General features: G+C 36.8%; 20 protein-coding genes. All 20 read right to left on the bottom strand.

Features of this window, described 5'->3' with window-relative positions; translation table 11 throughout:
* Positions 1-33: 33 nt before the first annotated feature.
* Entirely contained in the window at positions 34-1704 is a 1671-nt protein-coding gene (locus BAQ46_RS06590) for a ribonuclease J (protein ID WP_000823084.1), read from the bottom strand.
* A gap of 767 nt (positions 1705-2471) precedes the next feature.
* The gene (gene dapA / locus BAQ46_RS06595; RefSeq protein WP_000564761.1) at positions 2472-3350 is read right to left on the bottom strand and encodes a 4-hydroxy-tetrahydrodipicolinate synthase; all 879 of its coding nucleotides are present in this window, start codon (positions 3348-3350) and stop codon (positions 2472-2474) included.
* Between the two features lie 11 nt (positions 3351-3361).
* Positions 3362-4594 (bottom strand): aspartate kinase, encoded by a 1233-nt coding sequence (gene dapG / locus BAQ46_RS06600; RefSeq protein ID WP_000692473.1) that lies wholly within the window; start codon positions 4592-4594, stop codon positions 3362-3364.
* Positions 4595-4617: 23 nt separating this feature from the next.
* Positions 4618-5664: an aspartate-semialdehyde dehydrogenase gene (gene asd, locus BAQ46_RS06605; RefSeq protein ID WP_000414848.1), complete on the bottom strand. Its 1047-nt coding sequence runs from the start codon at positions 5662-5664 to the stop codon at positions 4618-4620.
* A 150-nt stretch (positions 5665-5814) separates the two neighbouring features.
* Positions 5815-6414, bottom strand: a complete 600-nt coding sequence (dpaB, locus tag BAQ46_RS06610; protein ID WP_001049480.1) for a dipicolinate synthase subunit B — start codon at positions 6412-6414, stop codon at positions 5815-5817.
* Positions 6411-7313, bottom strand: a complete 903-nt coding sequence (gene dpaA / locus BAQ46_RS06615; protein WP_000954725.1) for a dipicolinic acid synthetase subunit A — start codon at positions 7311-7313, stop codon at positions 6411-6413. Before dpaA ends, dpaB begins: the two co-directional genes overlap by 4 nt.
* A 237-nt stretch (positions 7314-7550) precedes the next feature.
* Positions 7551-7802 carry a YlmC/YmxH family sporulation protein gene (locus BAQ46_RS06620; RefSeq protein ID WP_001239753.1) on the bottom strand — a complete coding sequence of 84 codons (252 nt, stop codon included), beginning with the start codon at positions 7800-7802 and terminating at the stop codon, positions 7551-7553.
* A 125-nt stretch (positions 7803-7927) separates the two neighbouring features.
* On the bottom strand, positions 7928-9169 hold the full coding sequence (locus BAQ46_RS06625; protein ID WP_000592994.1) for a M16 family metallopeptidase: 1242 nt from the start codon (positions 9167-9169) through the stop codon (positions 7928-7930).
* An 86-nt stretch (positions 9170-9255) separates the two neighbouring features.
* The gene (locus BAQ46_RS06630) at positions 9256-10155 is read right to left on the bottom strand and encodes a polysaccharide deacetylase family protein (RefSeq protein ID WP_000857421.1); all 900 of its coding nucleotides are present in this window, start codon (positions 10153-10155) and stop codon (positions 9256-9258) included.
* Between the two features lie 152 nt (positions 10156-10307).
* Positions 10308-12446: a polyribonucleotide nucleotidyltransferase gene (gene pnp / locus BAQ46_RS06635; protein WP_000076746.1), complete on the bottom strand. Its 2139-nt coding sequence runs from the start codon at positions 12444-12446 to the stop codon at positions 10308-10310.
* Positions 12447-12606: 160 nt separating this feature from the next.
* On the bottom strand, positions 12607-12876 hold the full coding sequence (gene rpsO / locus BAQ46_RS06640; protein ID WP_001229392.1) for a 30S ribosomal protein S15: 270 nt from the start codon (positions 12874-12876) through the stop codon (positions 12607-12609).
* Between the two features lie 100 nt (positions 12877-12976).
* Positions 12977-13948 (bottom strand): bifunctional riboflavin kinase/FAD synthetase, encoded by a 972-nt coding sequence (ribF, locus tag BAQ46_RS06645; RefSeq protein WP_000766710.1) that lies wholly within the window; start codon positions 13946-13948, stop codon positions 12977-12979.
* A gap of 43 nt (positions 13949-13991) precedes the next feature.
* Positions 13992-14915 carry a tRNA pseudouridine(55) synthase TruB gene (gene truB / locus BAQ46_RS06650; protein WP_061131602.1) on the bottom strand — a complete coding sequence of 308 codons (924 nt, stop codon included), beginning with the start codon at positions 14913-14915 and terminating at the stop codon, positions 13992-13994.
* Between the two features lie 86 nt (positions 14916-15001).
* A complete protein-coding gene (gene rbfA, locus BAQ46_RS06655; protein WP_000776443.1) occupies positions 15002-15358 on the bottom strand; it encodes a 30S ribosome-binding factor RbfA in 357 nt (118 codons plus the stop codon).
* A gap of 15 nt (positions 15359-15373) precedes the next feature.
* Entirely contained in the window at positions 15374-15655 is a 282-nt protein-coding gene (locus BAQ46_RS06660; protein ID WP_000582364.1) for a DUF503 domain-containing protein, read from the bottom strand.
* Positions 15652-17712 carry a translation initiation factor IF-2 gene (infB, locus tag BAQ46_RS06665; protein ID WP_000036342.1) on the bottom strand — a complete coding sequence of 687 codons (2061 nt, stop codon included), beginning with the start codon at positions 17710-17712 and terminating at the stop codon, positions 15652-15654. The genes BAQ46_RS06660 and infB overlap by 4 nt, the downstream gene beginning before the upstream one ends.
* Before the next feature lie 4 nt (positions 17713-17716).
* On the bottom strand, positions 17717-18028 hold the full coding sequence (locus BAQ46_RS06670; protein WP_001286523.1) for a YlxQ family RNA-binding protein: 312 nt from the start codon (positions 18026-18028) through the stop codon (positions 17717-17719).
* Positions 18029-18301 (bottom strand): RNase P modulator RnpM, encoded by a 273-nt coding sequence (gene rnpM / locus BAQ46_RS06675; RefSeq protein ID WP_000071128.1) that lies wholly within the window; start codon positions 18299-18301, stop codon positions 18029-18031.
* An 11-nt stretch (positions 18302-18312) separates the two neighbouring features.
* On the bottom strand, positions 18313-19419 hold the full coding sequence (nusA, locus tag BAQ46_RS06680; RefSeq protein WP_000102609.1) for a transcription termination factor NusA: 1107 nt from the start codon (positions 19417-19419) through the stop codon (positions 18313-18315).
* Between the two features lie 17 nt (positions 19420-19436).
* Positions 19437-19907 carry a ribosome maturation factor RimP gene (gene rimP / locus BAQ46_RS06685; RefSeq protein WP_000359097.1) on the bottom strand — a complete coding sequence of 157 codons (471 nt, stop codon included), beginning with the start codon at positions 19905-19907 and terminating at the stop codon, positions 19437-19439.
* Positions 19908-19942: the final 35 nt, after the last annotated feature.

Consider the following 19942-nt stretch of genomic DNA (forward strand, 5'->3'; position numbering starts at 1 on the left):
AAGAAAAAAAATCACCCGTAAAGGTGATTTTTTTTATACTTCCATAATAATCGGTAAAATCATAGGTTTTCTCTTCGTCTCTTCGTACAAGAACTGCCCTAATAATTCACGAATATTTTGTTTTAACATAGACCATTCAATTGAATATTCTTTAATTGATTGCTCAACAATCATACGTACAATCTCCGTAGAGCGGTCAATTAACGCTTCTGATTCACGTACATATACAAATCCACGTGAGATGATTTCTGGACCAGAGATAATTTTCTTTTCATCTTTACCCAGTGTTACAACAACTACTAATATTCCATCTTGAGATAACATTTTTCTATCTCGAAGAACGATATTACCAACGTCACCTACACCTAATCCATCAATTAACACATTACCAGCTTGCACTTTGCCAACTAAGTTTGCTTCATCGTCACCAAAAGCAATTACATCGCCTTTTTCTACAATAAAGATATTTTCTCTTGCAATACCTACATCTTCAGCTAAGTATGCATGTGCTTTTTGCATACGGAACTCACCATGTACGGGTACAAAATATTTCGGTTTCATTAAATTTAACATTAATTTTAATTCTTCTTGGCTACCGTGACCTGAAACGTGAACTTTTCTTTCACCGTAATAAACAACTTCAGCTCCCGCTCTAAATAACAAGTCAATAATTTTTGATACAGATATTTCATTACCTGGAATTGGAGATGCCGCGATAATAACCGTATCACCTTTACGAATTGAAATTTGTTTATGAGCTTGCTTTGCCATTCTAGAAAGGGCTGCCATCGGTTCACCTTGGCTACCTGTCGTTAAAATAGCTACCTTTTTCTCTGGGAAATTGTCTACTTCTTGTAGTGAAATAACCATACCTTCTGGAACATCTAAATAACCAAGACGTCTTGCGATATCTACCACTTTCACCATACTACGTCCTACAACCGCTACTTTTCGTCCTGTTTCAGCAGCTGCATCAAATACTTGTTGAATACGATGTACATTCGATGCAAATGAAGCAACGATAATACGTCCTTCTGCGCCGTAGAACACTTTAGAAATTTCTACACCAACTTCTTTTTCAGAACCTGTATAGCCTGGACGCTCAGCATTTGTACTATCAGATAATAAGCATAGAACGCCTTCATTTCCGATTTGAGCCATTTTCCCAAGGTCTGCTCCACTATTTCCAATTGGAGTTTGATCGAATTTAAAGTCTCCCGTATATACGATCGCACCTTTTGATGTATGGAAACAAACACCAACAGAATCTGGAATACTATGTGTCGTTCCAAAGAATGACACCGTTGTAGTATTGAACTCTACTGTTGAATTTGAATCGATTGTTTTTAAATCTACACGGCCTAACATACCCGCTTCGCCAAGTTTTTCTTGTATAAGTCCTACCGTTAATTTCGTTGCATACACTGGAATTGATAATTTACGAAGTACGTAAACAATGCCACCAATATGATCTTCATGACCGTGAGTAATAAATAAACCTTTTACTCGCTCTTGGTTTTCTACTAAATATGTAATATCAGGAATAACGATATCAATTCCAAACATTTCATCTCCCGGGAACATTAACCCTGCATCTACAATAAAGATTTCAGAATCAATTTCAACACAGTACATGTTTTTCCCGATTTCACCTACTCCACCAAGAGCAAATACTTTAACAGACTCATTCTCTTTTCTCTTCATGTTGTTGCCTGGTTTAAAAATCTTTCAAACACTGATTTCACTAAAATTGCAGAGACACCAGGGGAAACTCTACAACCACCATATATTCACCGTCCAAGACGAATGTCCTTACCGTTATGCGATATCATGTCCTTGTTTATTTTTTAAACCAGGTTTCACCTCTCTTTCATTATATAAATCAAATATCTTATTCGATATGATATGAAAATGTAATCAAATTATAATTTTTACCAATTTTGCTAAGCATACCCGTACTAAGCTACTTAGCCATATTATACCTGATACAAGAAATAGAACACAAGTTAAATCGTGCGAAAGAAAAAGGAAAAGAACGCATTCCCAACAAACTTATCGAACTGATGTCCTTGATATTTACTCCGATTTCGTACCCCATATCGTTTTAAAGAAATAGCTATAAATACTCTAAATTTATTTCATAATATAGATTTTAAAGACTTATTTTTCTAGAATTGAACAAAAATACTTATAAAATGGAGTTTTTTTATGAATTACGTCATATTTGAAGTAATTACTCTCAAAAATAGAATTGGTACTTTATTACGTTTATATAAGCGTTCATTCTATAAATAACTATGACTTTTTAATTCCTTTAAAGGGTTAAGATTATTTTCTTTTACATGTTGCAATATATAATGAAAAACCAGTTAATGATCTTATAAAAACATATATAGGCAAGATAAGAAAAGAGAGGGAAAGACTTTCATACAAATAAAAAATGACCTAGTTCTATACTAGGTCATTTTTTATTAACGAGGGATAGATTGCATAACAGATTGTAACGTTACTCTTTCTTCTTCTGTTAATGGAAGAAGTGGTAAACGTACAGAACCTACATCTAATCCAACCATTTGTAACGCTGTTTTTACTGGTGTTGGACTTGGCGCCATAAATAATGAATCCGTTACTCTTACAAGTAATTGATGTAATTTTTGCGCCTTCTTAAATTCACCTGCTTGGAACGCTGCAATCATTTCTTGCATTTCATTTCCGATAACATGAGATGCTACAGAAACGATACCTTTCGCTCCAACTGCCATAGCTGGTAGCGTTAAACCGTCATCACCGCTGTATACTGCAAAGTCGTCCGCTGTTTTTTCAATGATTTCTGTCATTGTTAGCACATCGCCGCCTGCATCTTTAATCGCAACAATGTTTTCTATTTCTGATAAACGAACAACTGTATCAACGGAGATTTGTACAATAGATCGTCCTGGAACGTTATATAGCATAACCGGAAGCGGCGTGCTTTCAGCAATTGCTTTAAAGTGCTGATACATTCCTTCTTGACTCGGTTTGTTATAATACGGTGCTACTAGCATTACTGCATCAACACCAACCTCTGTTGCTTTTTTCGTTAAGTCAATAGAAGCATGCGTATTATTGCTACCTGTTCCAGCGATTACGGGCACCCTTTTATCGACAACAGATACGACATGGCGATATAACGCTACTTTTTCTTCTGAAGTTAATGTAGGAGATTCTCCTGTCGTTCCTCCTACCACGATTGCTGTTGTACCGTTATCAATTAAATAATTTACCAATTTCGTTGTCTTTGCAAAATCGATATTGCCGTTTATATCAAACGGTGTTACCATCGCGGTTGCAATTGTCCCAAAATCTATCATGGTCTCACTCCTTATTGTTCCAGTTGCTTTTCTTTTGAAAGCTCAAACGCACTATGTAATGCATTTACAGCCTCCACTAAATCAGTTTCTTTTACAAGAACCCAAATAGTTGTATGACTATCTGCTGATTGCAGAATTTGAATACCTTTTTCAGCTAAAGCTGTAACGATTTTCGCAGTAACCCCTGGGTATCCTGCCATTCCAGCTCCTACAATAGATACTTTCGCACAATGCTCTGTCACAATTGGCTCATATCCAAGGTTTTGTAATAGTTCAACTGCACGATTTGATACATTATCACTCACCGTATAAGCTACCCCAGTAGGTGAAATGTTAATTAAATCGACACTGATTCCTTCATTCGCCATTTCTTTAAACACATGCTGCTGCAAATCATATGCTGTTTCTTTTGCAAGTACTTTAATTTGCGTCACATTTGATACATGTGCAATACCTGTAACAGGACGTTCTTCTACATCACGGCCTTTTGTAGCGCCGTCAGATGCTGAAATAAGCGTACCTTCACTATCAGAGTACGTAGAACGTACACGAAGCGGTACTTTTGCATGCATCGCAATTTCAACTGCACGTGGATGAACGACTTTTGCACCTTGGTATGCCATGTTACAAATTTCGTTATACGTTACAGTTTGAAGATGACGTGCATCTTTTACAATGCGAGGATCCGCAGTCATCACACCTTCTACATCTGTGAAGATATCGATATATTCAGCATGAAGCGCAACACCTAAAGCTGAAGCTGAAGTATCACTACCTCCGCGTCCAAGTGTTGTCGTATCACCTTTTTTCGTTTGTCCTTGGAATCCTGTCACAACGATTACATCTACATTTTCTAGCTCTTCGTGTATACGATCACAATTCATTTCAATAATCTTAGCATTTGTAAAATCATCATTTGTTACAAAACCAGCTTGTGCACCATTTAATGCCGCCGCTTTTATACCGTTCTCATTTAACATGTTAGAGAAAACGATTGCTGAGATTAATTCTCCGCATGATAATAATAAATCTTGCTCACGATTAGAAATGTGAGATTCCTCTTGATTTACAAGACTTAACAACGTATCAGTTGCATATGGTTCACCTTTACGACCCATAGCAGATACGACAGTCACTACTTTATAACCCGCATCTAGCGATTTTTTTATATGATGAAGCGCATGCTTACGTCCATTTTCATCACGTACAGATGTGCCACCAAATTTTTGAACAATAATTTTCATATTTTGCACCTTCTCTTAGCCGTTTACACTAATTGTAATTTTACTAAGCGCTCTGCAATTTGAACAGAATTCCATGCAGCGCCTTTTAATAAGTTATCAGATACGACCCAAAGATGGAATCCTTTATCGTTATTTAAATCTTTACGGATTCTTCCAACGAATACTTCGTTTTTACCTACTGCAGTAGCTGGCATTGGATATAATTGCTCTTCTGGGTTATCTTGCAGAACGATACCTTCCGCATTTGCAAGTAAGTTCTTTAATTCCTCTACTGTTACGCCCTCTTTTTCTACTTCAATGTAAACAGACTCAGAGTGACCTGATACAACTGGTAAACGTACACATGTTGCCGCTACTTCTAGCTCTGGCATATGCATAATTTTTTTCGTTTCATTAATCATTTTCATTTCTTCAAATGTAAATCCATTATCTTGGAACTTATCAATCTGTGGAATCGCGTTGAAAGCAATTGGGAAATGTTTCTTATCACCTGATACAGGTAAAACATTCGCCTTCACTTCTTCACCATTTAAGATTGCTTGTGATTGTTCATGAAGTTCTTCAATCGCTGCCGCACCAGCACCTGATACAGCTTGATATGTGGAAACGATTACTCGTTTTAAACCATATTGCTGACGAACTGGCTCAAGAGCTACTACCATTTGAATTGTAGAACAGTTTGGATTTGCAATAATACCGTTATGTTCTTTTAAGTCGTTTTCATTTACTTCAGGTACAACAAGTGGCACGTTTTCTGTCATACGGAATGCACTTGTATTATCAACAACAATCGCACCGCGCTTTGCTGCTTCTGGCGCTAATTGTTTTGATACAGATCCACCAGCACTAAATAGTGCGATATCTACTCCTTCAAAACTTTCAGGAGTTGCCTCTTGAACTGTAAATTCTTCGCCTTTAAATACAAGTTTCTTACCTGCAGATCGTTTAGATGAAAGTAACGTTAACTTCCCGATTGGAAATTCTCGTTTCTCTAAAGTATTTAACATTTGTTCACCAACTGCGCCGGTTGCTCCAACTACAGCGACATGAAAAGTTTTTTGCTTTTCCATCACTATGCCCCTTTCTAGATACCAATCCTTCTATAACTTAGAATGAGAAGGAGTATAGAATACCCCTTCTAATCTTAATAACGTTAATTTTATCATATTCTACAGTAAGAATGATGGTTTCATCAAAAATTGTCCGTTTTTTTTCGTTTTTTAATTCATATATCTGAATTTTTCTACGACAACCGGTTGCAATTGCTTCCCTTGCAGTGCTTCTAATACTGTATCTTCAAGCAGCTCCATGCGTGCTACCATTGAGTTCGGTTTTTTCTCTGGTGCGTCTTGACCGAATGGGACGAAGTAGATGTTTTTTGTGGCCATTAGGCGCATGAGATTTACTCCATTAAGCCCTAAAGCATCATTCGTCGAAACGGCTAATACGACAGGCTTGCCATTTCTTAGCGTCGCTTTTGCTGCCATTAGTACTGGAGAGTCTGTCATTGCATTCGCAAATTTACTCATAGAATTTCCTGTTAAAGGAGCAATTACCATACAATCTAATGGGATTTTAGGTCCAAGTGGTTCTGCGCCAACGATTGAATTAATCGCTTTAAAACCTGTTACTTCTTCAATCTTTTTAATCCATTCTGCCCCTTCGCCAAATCTCGTATTTGTTGATTGAACAGTGTAAGAAACAACTGGACGCACTTCAGCTCCCTCAGCAATTAACTTTTCTAAATGAGGCATTACTTCTTCGTACGTACAATGTGAACCCGTAAAACCAAACCCTATTCTTTTCCCTTTTAAATTCATTCCCCATTCTCCTTTCTTGCGATTACATCTTCTGCTAATAACTGAGAAAGAACGTTCGCTAAAATTTGTCCTGCTGTTTTTGGAGCAACAATACCTGGTAATCCAGGTGCTAACAGCGCTTTGACTCCTCTTTTTTCTGCATATCTAAAGTCGGTACCGCCTGGTTTAGAAGCTAAATCAATTACTAACGTATGAGCCGGCATTTTTGAAATGACATTCGCTGTCACAACGAGATGTGGAATTGTATTAATGACAATATCGATATCCCCTACTTCTTTCTCAATGTTCTGCATATGAAAAGGAGAAAACATCATTTCTGTAATACGTGCAATATGTTCCGATCGTCTTGCTCCAACTTTGACATGGGCTCCTAATGATTGAAATGCTCTGGCAACGCTCATCCCTGTTCTACCAAATCCTAAAACCATTACATTAGAACCATGAATTGTATAGTCGGTATGTTGAATTACCATCATTAATGTACCTTCTACAGTTGGTATAGAATTGTAGATTGCCACATCATCACGATCAAATAATTTAATTAGTTTACGGTTTGTAGTAGATACGAGATTTTCCAAGTAAGGCGTACCAATACCTGAATATATAGTAAAATGTTCTGGTGTATTTTCAATTTGTTCTTTCGTTATAGAAACTTTTTCATTTGAAAAAATAGTATCTACTTCTCCCTTGGCATTTGTACCTGCAACTGGCAAAATAATTGCATCTAAAGAAGTGAAATCTAAATTTTGTATACTTTCTTTTGCTGCCCCTGTGAAGCCATGGTCTAACTGATCAAACCCTATCAATGAAAGTTTCGCATCCAATTCAACGAGCTTGCGAATTACTTCTAGCTGTCTTGCATCTCCTCCTATGACAGCAATATGCATCTCAGTCAACATTCCCTAATTCACCTTCTTTTTCTGTCATTTATAAGAAAAGTGCCTACTTTTTCTTTTTCCTCCACATCATATGTAATGTACGAGTTTTAGGTGATTGAAAAACCAAAAGCACCTATCATGTATCCCGCTATTTGTATGTAGGAAGGCCCTACCTCAAAATTCGGCATAGGAAAGATATTCTGTTGGATTTTGCTCTGAGTAAAATGAACAAAAAAAGATGACCAAAATGGCCATCTTTCACTTCGAATTTGAACGATCTGTAATATCACAAAGAATCATATCATGCCCCACTTTTTTAATTTGCCTCCATGCTACTCTTATTTCTTGTGGTTCCTTTTTGAAACCTCCCCATTTCCCAGCAGGTATAATAAGAGCCTGTATTTGTCCATCCTTCTCATCAACCTCTAAATCCACATAACCTAAAACCCCCATTTTTTCTGCTCTTTCTAAATTAACAATTTCTTTCCCGCTTAGTTCACTTAATCGCATACTCTCACCCCTATCCAAATTATTCATTTAAGTTATCCATAATTAGTACCTATTCTATATACCCACAAAAAATAACCGTATCTCATTTAAAAGAGATACGGTTATTTTTAAATCATATATAGTAATTACAGTTTTATTCCTTTTGGAAGTTTTCCATCTGGACTAATTAATGCTGCAGAAAATTCATCTGTAAACATGTTACGAATTAACTCATCTACATTTTCTTTTGTTACCGTGTTTACACTTTCAATAATCTCATCAAGTGAACGGTGCTTACGAAGTAGCAATTCATTTTTACCATTACGGCTCATACGACTATTCGTACTTTCTAAACTTAACATTAAGTTTCCTTTTAATTGTTCTTTACTATTCATAAGCTCTTTTTCTGTAATACCTGTATTTTTCAATGTTTCTAATGTTTCTTGCATTGTTTCATACAGTGTATCCAATTGTTGGCTACCTGTTCCACCATACAGCGTTAACATGCCTGTATCTTCATAAGAAGAATGGTAAGAGAATACTGAGTAAGCTAACCCGCGTTGCTCACGTACTTCTTGGAATAAACGGCTACTCATACTACCGCCTAAAACGTTATTTAATACAATTAAGTTATAAATATCTTCGTGTCCCATTTGTAAGCCTTTATATCCTAAACATAAATGAGCTTGTTCTGTTTCCTTTTTACGTGCTACCTTATTAAAATGGAAAATTGGGCTATGTACTTGTTCACGGTTTGTCGTTCCTTCATAACTACCGAAATATTGCTCTACTGTTTGTAAAAAGGCTTCATCAATATTTCCTGCAATTGATACAACTACATTTTCAGGTGTGTAATGATCCTTAATATATTGACGTAGCGTATCACCTGTAAACGTATTAAGCGTTTCTTCTGTTCCTAAAATAGGATATCCAAGCGGATGCGTTTCATATGTTGCTTTCGTTAACATATCATGCACAATATCATCTGGAGCATCTTCGTACATTTTAATTTCTTCACATACGACATTCTTCTCTTTTTTCAGTTCTTCTTCATCAAATGTTGAATTAAAGAACATATCTGCTAATACATCTAAAGCATATTTAGCATGCTCATCTAGCACTTTTGCATAGTAACAAGTGTATTCTTTTGAAGTAAAAGCATTCACTTGCCCACCAATGCTATCAAATGATTCTGCAATTTCACGTGCACTACGTGTTTCTGTTCCTTTAAAGAACATATGCTCTAAAAAGTGAGAAATCCCGTTATTTTTTTCATTTTCATTTCTTGATCCTGCATGGATCCAAATACCAATCGCAACCGATCTTACAGTTGGTATATTCTCCATAACTATTCTTACACCATTTTTACAAGTATATTTTTTAATCAAAAACTTTCCTCCTACTGCCAGTTTCTCTAAATAAGTGCTATTATTTAATGATAACAAGTTTAAGGATGAATGTCATGCAAATGTATTTAATCTACACGTTTTTCATCCAGTAATTCTGTTATATTCCCTACTTTATATCCTTGTTCCTTCAATTTTGTAATCATTGTATCTAATGCTTCTGTTGTGGACGAAGTAGGATGCATTAATACGATAGCACCTGGATGTATTTTTCTCATTACTCTCTGCAATAGTACACCTGGCTCAGGTCGCTTCCAATCAATTGTATCAACAGTCCACATAATCGTTCCCATTTGAAAATCATCTGCAATTTTCACGACTTCATCCCGAAAACTTCCACTCGGCGGTGCAAACCATCTTACCTTTTGATTCGTAGCTGCTTCGATCATTCGATTTGTTTTTTGTAACTGATCTCTTATTTCATCAGACGATAACGTTTTCATATTAGGGTGTGTGTAAGAATGATTTCCAACTTCTTGATTTGCATCGACAATCATTTTTGCAAATCGTAAATTTTCTTTCACCCAACGTCCTTCTAAAAAGAAAGTCGCCTTCACATCATGCTTTTTCAATATTTCTAATATACGAGGCAAATATTCATTTCCCCATGCCACATTTATTGTTAACCCGACCATCTTTTTATCCGGATGACCTCTATAAATTGGTGCTGGTGATAAATCTTCTAAGTGGACACTCGGTGATACTTCCTTGAATTCAAGATGTTTTTGATCAAACTGCTTTAATTTCTTCATATTGTTATAGGATGCTTCCATATCAACTTGTCTTCCATTATATCCTGGTGTTGCTTTCCATATCTTATCAATCATCGCATTTTGCGGTGCAATCTCATATTGTTTTGCATGCTTTTGAATTTCTTCATATAAGTGATCCTGTGCAAAAACAGAATAAGAACCTGCACTGACATATAAAAAGAATATACATATGTATGCCAATATACGAGTTTTCATATAAACCCTCCCATTAACTATATAAAAAACCATTTTTCTTCTTATCTTTGTTAATTTGAGCGTTATAATGAAAACTATACCTATACTGACATAAAAATATATGCAAATCATATTTTTACATAACAAAAAAAGCCAGTTAAACTGGCTTTTGCTTATTGCTGCTCTTGTTTGTTTTCTTCTTTAGCAGCTTCTTTTTCTTGCTCTTCTTTTAGCAATACTTTTCTAGATAAATTCACGCGACCTTGCTTGTCAATCTCGATAACTTTAACTGTAATTACATCACCGATTTTCACAACGTCTTCTACTTTACCTACACGCTCAAGTGCAAGTTCAGAAATGTGAACTAATCCATCTTTACCGCTGAATAATTCAACGAAAGCACCGAATTTCTCAACACGTTTCACTTTTCCTTCGTAGATTTCACCTACTTGTACTTCGCGAACGATATCCTCGATAATTTTCTTAGCTTTGTCGTTCATTTCTTGATTTATTGAAGAAATGAATACTGTACCATCTTGCTCGATGTCAATTTTAACGCCAGTTTCTTCAATAATTTTATTGATTTGTTTACCGCTTGGTCCGATAACATCACGGATTTTATCCGGGTTAATTGTCATTGTAATAATCTTTGGAGCGTACGCTGATAATTCAGTGCGTGGCTCTGCAATTACAGATAACATATGATCTAGAATGTGCATACGACCAACTTTCGCTTGTTGTAATGCCTCTTCTAAAATTTCACGAGATAGACCATCGATTTTAATGTCCATTTGTAGTGCAGTTACACCGTGTGCTGTACCTGCTACTTTAAAGTCCATATCACCTAAATGATCTTCCATACCTTGAATATCAGTTAAAATTGTGTAATGCTCACCTGATTTAACTAGGCCCATTGCAATACCTGCAACTGGAGCTTTAAGTGGAACACCAGCATCCATCATTGCTAAAGTACTACCACAAATACTCGCTTGTGAAGTAGAACCATTTGATTCTAATACTTCAGATACAAGACGTACTGTGTATGGGAAATCTTTTTCAGACGGAATTACAGGCTCAAGAGCACGTTCTCCTAGTGCACCGTGACCAATTTCACGACGACCTGGTCCACGCATTGGTCTTGTTTCACCCACACTAAATGATGGGAAATTGTAATGGTGCATAAAGCGTTTTGATTCTTCTACACCAAGGCCATCTAAAATTTGCACATCGCCTAATGCGCCTAATGTACAAATACTTAATGCTTGTGTTTGTCCACGTGTGAATAAACCAGAACCGTGTGTACGAGATAAAATGCCAACCTCTGATGCTAATGGACGGATTTCGTCACCTTTACGGCCATCTGGGCGGATTTTCTCAACTGTAATAAGACGACGTACTTCTTCTTTTACAATTTTATATAAAATCTCATTTACTTGTCCTAATGTATCAGCATCAGCTTCTTGCGCTTCGTAATGCTCAATTACACGCTTTTTCACTTCGTTAATTGCATCTTCACGTGCATGTTTCTCATGTACTTGAATTGCAGAATGCATATCCTTCTCAGCCATTTCACGTACAGCTTGGTTAAGATCAGCGTCAACTTCATAAAGTTTCACTTCTGATTTCTCTTTACCTACAGCTTGTACAATCTCTTCTTGGAATGCAATTAGACGTTTAATTTCGTCATGACCAAACATAATTGCTTCTAACATTGTTTCCTCAGGCACTTGATCTGCTCCTGCTTCAACCATGTTAATTGCATCTTTCGTACCAGCTACAACAAGGTGAATATCACTTTGTTCTTGCTGTTCTACTGTTGGGTTGATAACGAATTCGCCGTTAATACGACCAACTGTTGCACCCGCGATCGGACCTTCAAATGGAATGTCTGAAATCGATAACGCTAATGAAGAACCAAGCATAGCTGCCATTTCAGAAGAACAATCTTGATCAACACTCATTACGATGCTGACAACTTGTACTTCGTTACGGAATCCATCTGCGAAAAGTGGACGAATTGGACGGTCGATTAAACGACTTGCCAAAATTGCTTTTTCACTTGGACGACCTTCACGTTTAATGAAACCGCCAGGAATTTTTCCGACTGCATATAAACGCTCTTCATAGTTTACTGTAAGTGGGAAGAAATCTACATTTTTTGCTTCTTTTGATGCAGTTGCTGTAGATAGAACCGCTGTATCGCCATATCTTACTAATACTGCTCCGTTTGCTTGCTTTGCAAGCTGACCTGTTTCAACTGTTAGCTGGCGACCAGCTAAATCTATCGAGAAGACTTGCTTTTCTTGACTCATTTAAGTACCCCTCTCAATTTAAAGTATTCAATTCTTCTATGTAAATGGATAGTATATCACAATATTCTACCTCTAGTATTACCGAAAATGAAGTAAGCTATAAAGAGTAGAAGATATATTTTTACCTAACAAAAAAGCGGGAATATTCCCGCTTCTTTGACTATCGACGTAAGCCAAGCTTTGTGATTAATTCACGGTAACGTGTGATATCGCTATTACGAAGGTAAGTTAGTAAGTTACGACGTTTACCAACCATCTTTAATAGACCACGACGTGAATGATGATCTTTCTTGTGAGTACGTAAGTGCTCGTTTAGAGTGTTAATTTGCTCCGTTAGGACAGCAATTTGAACCTCTGGAGAACCAGTATCAGTCTCATGAGTTCTAAATTGTGCAATGATTTCATTTTTACGCTCTTGTGTTAAAGCCATCCTATTTCACCTCCTATTAATTAAACCCCCGATTACCTAGCAAGCGTCGGTGAGTCGCAATGCCAAGCAATGGTTGTCATAAAGTACATAACATAGAATACTACTTTTCATTTGAAAAAGCAAGTATATTATTTTCGTTCGCAAAATATTCTTGTGCTGTTTTCTTATCTTTTGCGATTTGTTCAACTAACTCATCGATGCCATTGAATTTCTTCTCTTCTCTTATACGCATATGCCACTCTACTGTAACATTTTGATCATATATGTCTTTGTTAAATTCGAATAAGTGCACTTCAATAGATAGTTGGCGCTCATCTTCTTTAAAGGTTGGTTTATATCCAATATTACATACACCATCGTACCATTCATCGTGAACTTTTAATCTCACTGCATAAACACCTACAGGTGGTAATAGATACTCATCACTTAAACCTACATTAGCTGTTGGGAAACCAATTTGACGTCCACGTTTATCACCGTGTACAACCGTTCCTCCTACTGTATATGCTCTACCTAAAATAGATGGAATTTGCTCCATTTCGCCATTTCGAATTAACTTTCGTAATGCCGTAGAACTTACTTTCTCTTCTTGAAATTCAACTTTTTCAATCACAGTCTGTGTAAACTCCCCTCTTGCATGAAATGGTAAAGTCTCCATCTTTCCTTTTCCTAAACGTCCATATGAATAATCAAACCCTGCTACTACATGCTTTACATTTAAACCAATAATATAATCATCTACAAATTGTTGTGGCAATAAGCCTGCAAATGATTCATCGAATTTAACAACATATAATATATCGATTCCTAAACTCTCGACTATTTTTTCTTTATCACACATTGGTGTAATATACTCCGCATGCGCTTCCTTTTTACCTAAAACAACAGATGGATGCGGATAAAATGTCATCACTGCACTTTTATATCCCTTTTCATCCGCTATTTGTTTCGCAGTTCGAATCACACATTGATGTCCTAAATGAATGCCATCAAAAAATCCTAATGCCATTACAGTAGGTGGTAATTCTAATTTATTTTGTTCATGTGGATGAGTTAAATGAATAAGTTTCACGCTTGAATTCACCTTTTTCTGTAATAATCCTTCCAATAATTCATTATAGCTTTAGTTCTTGATTATTCACAAGTACTTTCATCGGCTTTAGCATACCAGGGTGCTTTGGATGGTGCTCATAAATTGCAAGGCAACGATCGTTTTTATCAAACACTGTTATAAATGGCGCCGTTATTTGCAATTCATTTTTTAAGAACATACCATTCTTTATTTTTTCTGCTTGCTTTTCATCTACAACCATTTTTGGGAATTTACTTAATGCTTCATCAATTGAAATGAAGATAGACTCTACTGTTCCATTTTGCACGTTTTCCTCAATTTCTTCAAATGATATGCAATCCTCTAATAAAAATTCACCAGAAGCCGTTCTTACAAGGTGTGACATATGTGATGGAAAACCAAGTTTTTCACCAATCATTACCGCTAATGTTCTTACATATGTTCCTTTACTACACGTTACACGGAAACGGAATGAAATATTTTCTCCTTCAAACACTTCACGATCATCTAGTAATACAAATTCATGAATTGTAATTGTACGAACTGGACGTTCAACCTCTTGTCCTGCTCTTGCATATTCATATAATTTTTTTCCGTTAACTTTTACAGCCGAAAACATCGGAGGCATTTGCTCAATCGTACCTGTTAATGCGGCAAGAACCTCCTCCACTTCTTTACGAGTAATAACACGATCTACATGTTTCGTTTCCACAACTTCACCTGAAGCATCTTCAGTTGTTGTTGAAAACCCTAATGTTACTTCACCTTCATATGTTTTCGTTTCACTTGTTAAAAATTGTGCAATCTTCGTTGCTCGTCCAACACAAATAGGCAATACTCCTGTTACATCTGGATCTAATGTTCCTGTATGACCAATTCGTTTTTCACGCAATATCTTTCTTAATTTAAATACACAATCGTGTGATGTCATGCCTTTTGGCTTATGTAATAATACTACACCTTCCATATATGTTCACCTCATCGTAATTCTTTCATAATCATTACCTAAAACTTATTTTACATTGAAAAAATGGATAGACAAATGTCTATCCATTATTCTTCACGTTTACCTTCTTTATTAATTTCATGTAAAAGTGTATCAATTCGATGACCATATCCGATAGATTCATCAAATTCAAAGGAAATTTCAGGCGTTTTACGAAGACGAATACGTTGGCCAATTTCTGAACGAATGAAGCCTTTTGCCTTCGCTAAACCTTTTAGTGTACTTTCTTTCTGCTCTTCATCACCTAAAACAGAAATATACACTGTAGCAATTTGTAAATCTCCACTCACTTGTACATCTGTTACAGTAACAAATCCGACACGTGGATCTTTAATTTTACGACTGATGATGTCGCCTAATTCTTTTTTCATTTGCTCGCCTACACGGTTTGCACGTAATTTCATAACTCTTCACCTCATTCAATACCATTCCAATTGTGTTATCGTACGTTCAATTTCAGGAAATGAATCGATATACTCAAGTACACGATTCATTTCTTTTTCACAAATAACACGATTTGAGGATACGGAAACAATCGCAATTTCTGTACGTTGCCATACATCTTGATGCCCTACTTCTGAAACAGCTACGTTATAACGCTGTTTCACACGAGTTAACACCCGTTGCAAAATTGCTCGTTTCTCTTTTAAAGAATGCACATCGTAAATCATACACTCAAATGAGAGAGAAGCGATAATCATCGCTTCACTTCTTCCATAATGTACGCTTCAATGATGTCCCCTTCTTTAAGATCGTTGTATTTCTCAATTGTAATACCACACTCATAGTTTTGAGCAACTTCTTTTACGTCGTCTTTGAAACGTTTTAACGTATCAAGTTGACCTTCATAGATTACCACACCATCACGGATAATACGCACGCCGCTATCACGTGTAATTTTACCATCTGTTACGTAACAACCTGCGATTGTTCCAACTTTTGTTACTTTAAACGTTTGACGTACTTCTGCTTGACCGATTACTTTTTCTTCAAATTCTGGATCTAGCATACCTTGCATCGCTGCTTCGATCTCTTCGATTACTTTATAAATAATGCGGTGTAAACGAATATCAACGTTCTCTAATTCAGCTGTACGCTTCGCATTTACATCTGGGCGTACGTTAAATCCAATTACAATTGCATTAGATGCAGAAGCTAAAATGATATCAGATTCTGTAATCGCACCTACGCCTGTATGGATAATTTTAACTTTAACACCTTCAACATCAATTTTACGAAGTGATGCTGCCATTGCTTCTACAGAACCTTGTACGTCCGCTTTCACAATTAAGTTAATTTCTTTTACATCGCCCTCTTGGATTTGTTGGAATAAATCTTCAAGGCTTAATTTAGATTTCTCACCACGTTGAGCAAGTAACGCTTCTTGTGCACGTGATTCACCGATTTGACGAGCTTTCTTCTCATCAGCGAATGCCATGAAACGATCTCCTGCTTGTGGTACTTCGTTTAAACCTGTAATTTCAACAGGAGTTGATGGACCAGCAACTTTTACACGACGACCAATATCACTTACCATTGCACGAACACGACCGAATGTAGTTCCAACAACGATTGGATCTCCTACTCGAAGCGTACCGTTTTGAACAAGTAATGTCGCAATAGTTCCTTTACCTTTATCAAGCTGGGCTTCGATTACAGTACCAGTTGCATAGCGGTTTGGATTTGCTTTATACTCTTCTACTTCACTTACAAGAAGAATCATTTCTAGTAAGTTGTCAATTCCTTCGCCTTGAATCGCAGAAATTGGTACGAAAATTGTGTCTCCGCCCCATGCTTCTGGAACTAATTCATATTCTGTTAGTTCTTGCATTACGCGATCAGGGTTCGCAGCTGGTTTATCCATTTTATTCACAGCAACAATAATTGGTACTCCTGCTGCTTTCGCATGATTAATTGCTTCAACTGTTTGTGGCATAACACCGTCATCAGCTGCAACAACAAGGATTGTAATATCCGTTACTTGTGCACCACGAGCACGCATCGTTGTAAACGCCGCGTGACCAGGTGTATCTAAGAATGTAATTTTCTTGTCATTTACTTCAACTTGGTATGCACCAATATGCTGAGTAATTCCACCCGCTTCACCAGCAGTTACTTTAGAGTTACGGATAGAGTCAAGCAATGTTGTTTTACCATGGTCAACGTGTCCCATGATTGTAACTACAGCTGGACGCTCTTTTAAGTTCTCTTCATCATCTTGCTCATCGATGAATGTTTCAAACTCAGTTTCGCTTACAATTACTTCTTCTTCTACTTCAATACCGTAGTCGTTAGCAATTAACTCAATTGTATCTTTATCTAAATCTTGGTTAATTGTTGCCATAATTCCAAGCATGAAGAGCTTTTTAATAATTTCAGATGGCTCTTTGCTTAATTTCTTAGCAAGATCACCTACTGTAAGACTTCCAGAGAAAGTAATTTTATCTGGTGTTTCTACAGTTTGTGTTTGTTGTCTTCCAGCAAAGTTCTCTTGACGCTTATCTTCGTTTCCTTTGCCTTTTTTCTTTTTCTTATTGCTGTTCTTTTTACTACGAACAACTTTTTCTTCTACTTCAAACTCATCTGCAACAGAAGGTTTTTCAGCTTGATACTCATTATCTAATTTGTTTACTACTTCATCGTCTAACATTGTCATATGATTCGAAACCTCGATATTCATTTCTTTTAGTTTTGTCATAAGATCTTTACTTGAGATATTATGTTTTTTCGCATATTCATGCACTCGAATTTTACTCATACCTTCACCCCCGGTAATTTGTATCGAGCATGCTACGCAGCTTTTTCGCAAAGCCTTCATCTAACACAGCTACAACGACTCGCTCATCTCTCCCAATCGCATGCCCTAATTGTTGTCGATTTTCGACCTTTCTCATTGGTACGTTGTAGTACGTCGTTTTATCCGTGATACGCTTTGTAGTATTTACTGACGCATCCTCAGATAGCAACACAAGTTTTGCCTTGCCACTTCGTACTTCCTTTAAAACGAGTTCTTCACCCGAAATAATTTTTCGAGCCCGGTTTGCTAGTCCTAAAAACGATTTCCAATCGGACACTTATTTCGACTCCTTCTCAACAAGCTCAAGAAGTTCTTCATAAAGAGAACTGTCGATTTTCGCTTTTAGATGATGTTCCAAAACATTTTTCTTTTGAGCTTGAAGAATGCTTTCTTTATCTTTTGATAAATAAGCACCTCGTCCTGATTTCTTTCCAGTTAAATCAATAGACACTTCTCCCTCTTTGGAACGAACAATGCGAACGAGCTCTCGTTTTGATTTCATTTCTTGCGTTGCAACACATTTTCGTAACGGAACTTTTCGATTGCTCATACTCATCACCTCTATTCGATTTCGTCTTCAACAGAATCGAATCCGAATGCGACTACGCTATCTTCTTCTGTTACAATACCAAGTTGTTTCGCATCAGACTCACTCTTAATATCAATTTTCCAACCTGTTAATTTAGCTGCAAGACGTGCATTTTGTCCACGTTTACCGATAGCTAATGACAGTTGGTGGTCTGGAACAACAACTGTTGTTGCTTTTTCTTCTTCATCTACAAGTACTTTCACAACTTGTGATGGGCTTAAAGCATTGGCAACATATTCTACTGGATCATTTGACCAGCGAACGATGTCAATCTTTTCACCTTTTAGTTCGTCTACAATGCGTTGTACACGTTGTCCTTTCGGTCCTACACAAGAACCTACTGGATCTACATCAATGTTCTCTGCATGTACAGAGATTTTAGAACGATCTCCTGCCTCACGTGCTACAGAACGAATTTCAACCGTTCCATCATAGATTTCAGGAACTTCCATTTCGAATAAACGTTTTAAAAGACCAGGATGTGTACGTGATACGTAAATTTGTGGTCCTTTTGTTGTTTTTTCTACTTTCGTAATGAATACGCGAATACGATCATGTGGTTTGTATTGTTCGTTTGGCATTTGCTCACTTACAGGTAATAAAGCTTCTACTTTTCCTAAGCTTACATAGATGAAACGAGCATCTTGACGTTGTACGATACCAACCATGATATCTTCTTCACGGTCACTAAACTCAGAGTAAATAACACCACGCTCAGCTTCACGCACTCGTTGTGTTACAACTTGTTTTGCAGTTTGTGCTGCAATACGACCGAAATCTTTTGGTGTTACTTCAATTTCTAGTACGTCACCATCTTGATAGTTTGGATTAATTTGTCTTGCTTCTTCAACAGAAATTTCAAGACGTGGATCAAACACATTATCAACAACGTCTTTACGTGCTAAAACTTGGATTGTTCCCACTTGTGGGTTAAAGCTCACACGAACGTTTTGTGCTTGGTTAAAATTGCGTTTATAAGCAGAGATTAACGCTGCTTCAATCGCATCAATAATAATATCTTTGCTAATTCCTTTTTCTGACTCTAATACGAGCAAGGCATCTAACAACTCAGTGCTCATGAAGATCCCCCTTCTAACTAAAACGTAACAGCAAGTCGCGCATTTGCAACTTTGTCCATTGGAATTTGGATTTCTTTTTTACGTGTTTTAATTGTTAATAATAGTGTAATTGTAGTACCATCGTAGGAAAGCATTTTTCCTTCAAACATCTTTTCACCATCAATCGGCTCATATGTTTTAATTGCCACTTGTTTTCCTACCGCTTGCTGGAAGTCTTTCTCTTTCTTTAATGGACGTTCTGCTCCAGGAGATGACACATCCAAAAAGTAAAGATGAGGAATTGGATCCTCTTTATCTAAAGCTTCGCTTAAACGTTCACTCACCGCACCGCATTCTTCAATGTCGACTCCCTTTTCAGAATCGATGAATACGCGTAAGAACCAGTCTTGTCCTTCTTTCACATACTCTACATCTACAAGTTCAAGATTTAACTCTTCAACAATTGGCTGCGCAAATGCTTCTACAACTTCTGTGACTTTCTTATCCATAAACAGCCTCCTTCCTGCCGCCATGTACCATTCAC

Source organism: Bacillus paranthracis, from assembly GCF_001883995.1.
In the GTDB taxonomy this organism is placed as follows: Bacteria; Bacillota; Bacilli; order Bacillales; family Bacillaceae_G; genus Bacillus_A; species Bacillus_A paranthracis.

Excerpts from the sequence above, each read along its gene's own strand:
- BAQ46_RS06590 (WP_000823084.1), bottom strand. The coding sequence starts at position 1,704 with ATGAAGAGAAAAGAGAATGAGTCTGTTAAAGTATTTGCTCTTGGTGGA.
- dapA (WP_000564761.1), bottom strand. The coding sequence starts at position 3,350 with ATGATAGATTTTGGGACAATTGCAACCGCGATGGTAACACCGTTTGAT.
- dapG (WP_000692473.1), bottom strand. The coding sequence starts at position 4,594 with ATGAAAATTATTGTTCAAAAATTTGGTGGCACATCTGTACGTGATGAA.
- asd (WP_000414848.1), bottom strand. The coding sequence starts at position 5,664 with ATGGAAAAGCAAAAAACTTTTCATGTCGCTGTAGTTGGAGCAACCGGC.
- dpaB (WP_001049480.1), bottom strand. The coding sequence starts at position 6,414 with ATGAATTTAAAAGGGAAAAGAATAGGGTTTGGTTTTACGGGTTCACAT.
- dpaA (WP_000954725.1), bottom strand. The coding sequence starts at position 7,313 with ATGTTGACTGAGATGCATATTGCTGTCATAGGAGGAGATGCAAGACAG.
- BAQ46_RS06620 (WP_001239753.1), bottom strand. The coding sequence starts at position 7,802 with ATGCGATTAAGTGAACTAAGCGGGAAAGAAATTGTTAATTTAGAAAGA.
- BAQ46_RS06630 (WP_000857421.1), bottom strand. The coding sequence starts at position 10,155 with ATGAAAACTCGTATATTGGCATACATATGTATATTCTTTTTATATGTC.
- pnp (WP_000076746.1), bottom strand. The coding sequence starts at position 12,446 with ATGAGTCAAGAAAAGCAAGTCTTCTCGATAGATTTAGCTGGTCGCCAG.
- rpsO (WP_001229392.1), bottom strand. The coding sequence starts at position 12,876 with ATGGCTTTAACACAAGAGCGTAAAAATGAAATCATTGCACAATTTAGA.
- truB (WP_061131602.1), bottom strand. The coding sequence starts at position 14,915 with ATGGAAGGTGTAGTATTATTACATAAGCCAAAAGGCATGACATCACAC.
- rbfA (WP_000776443.1), bottom strand. The coding sequence starts at position 15,358 with ATGAAATTACGTGCAAACCGTGTAGGCGAGCAAATGAAAAAAGAATTA.
- BAQ46_RS06660 (WP_000582364.1), bottom strand. The coding sequence starts at position 15,655 with ATGATTATCGCTTCTCTCTCATTTGAGTGTATGATTTACGATGTGCAT.
- infB (WP_000036342.1), bottom strand. The coding sequence starts at position 17,712 with ATGAGTAAAATTCGAGTGCATGAATATGCGAAAAAACATAATATCTCA.
- rnpM (WP_000071128.1), bottom strand. The coding sequence starts at position 18,301 with ATGAGCAATCGAAAAGTTCCGTTACGAAAATGTGTTGCAACGCAAGAA.
- nusA (WP_000102609.1), bottom strand. The coding sequence starts at position 19,419 with ATGAGCACTGAGTTGTTAGATGCCTTGCTCGTATTAGAGTCAGAAAAA.
- rimP (WP_000359097.1), bottom strand. The coding sequence starts at position 19,907 with ATGGATAAGAAAGTCACAGAAGTTGTAGAAGCATTTGCGCAGCCAATT.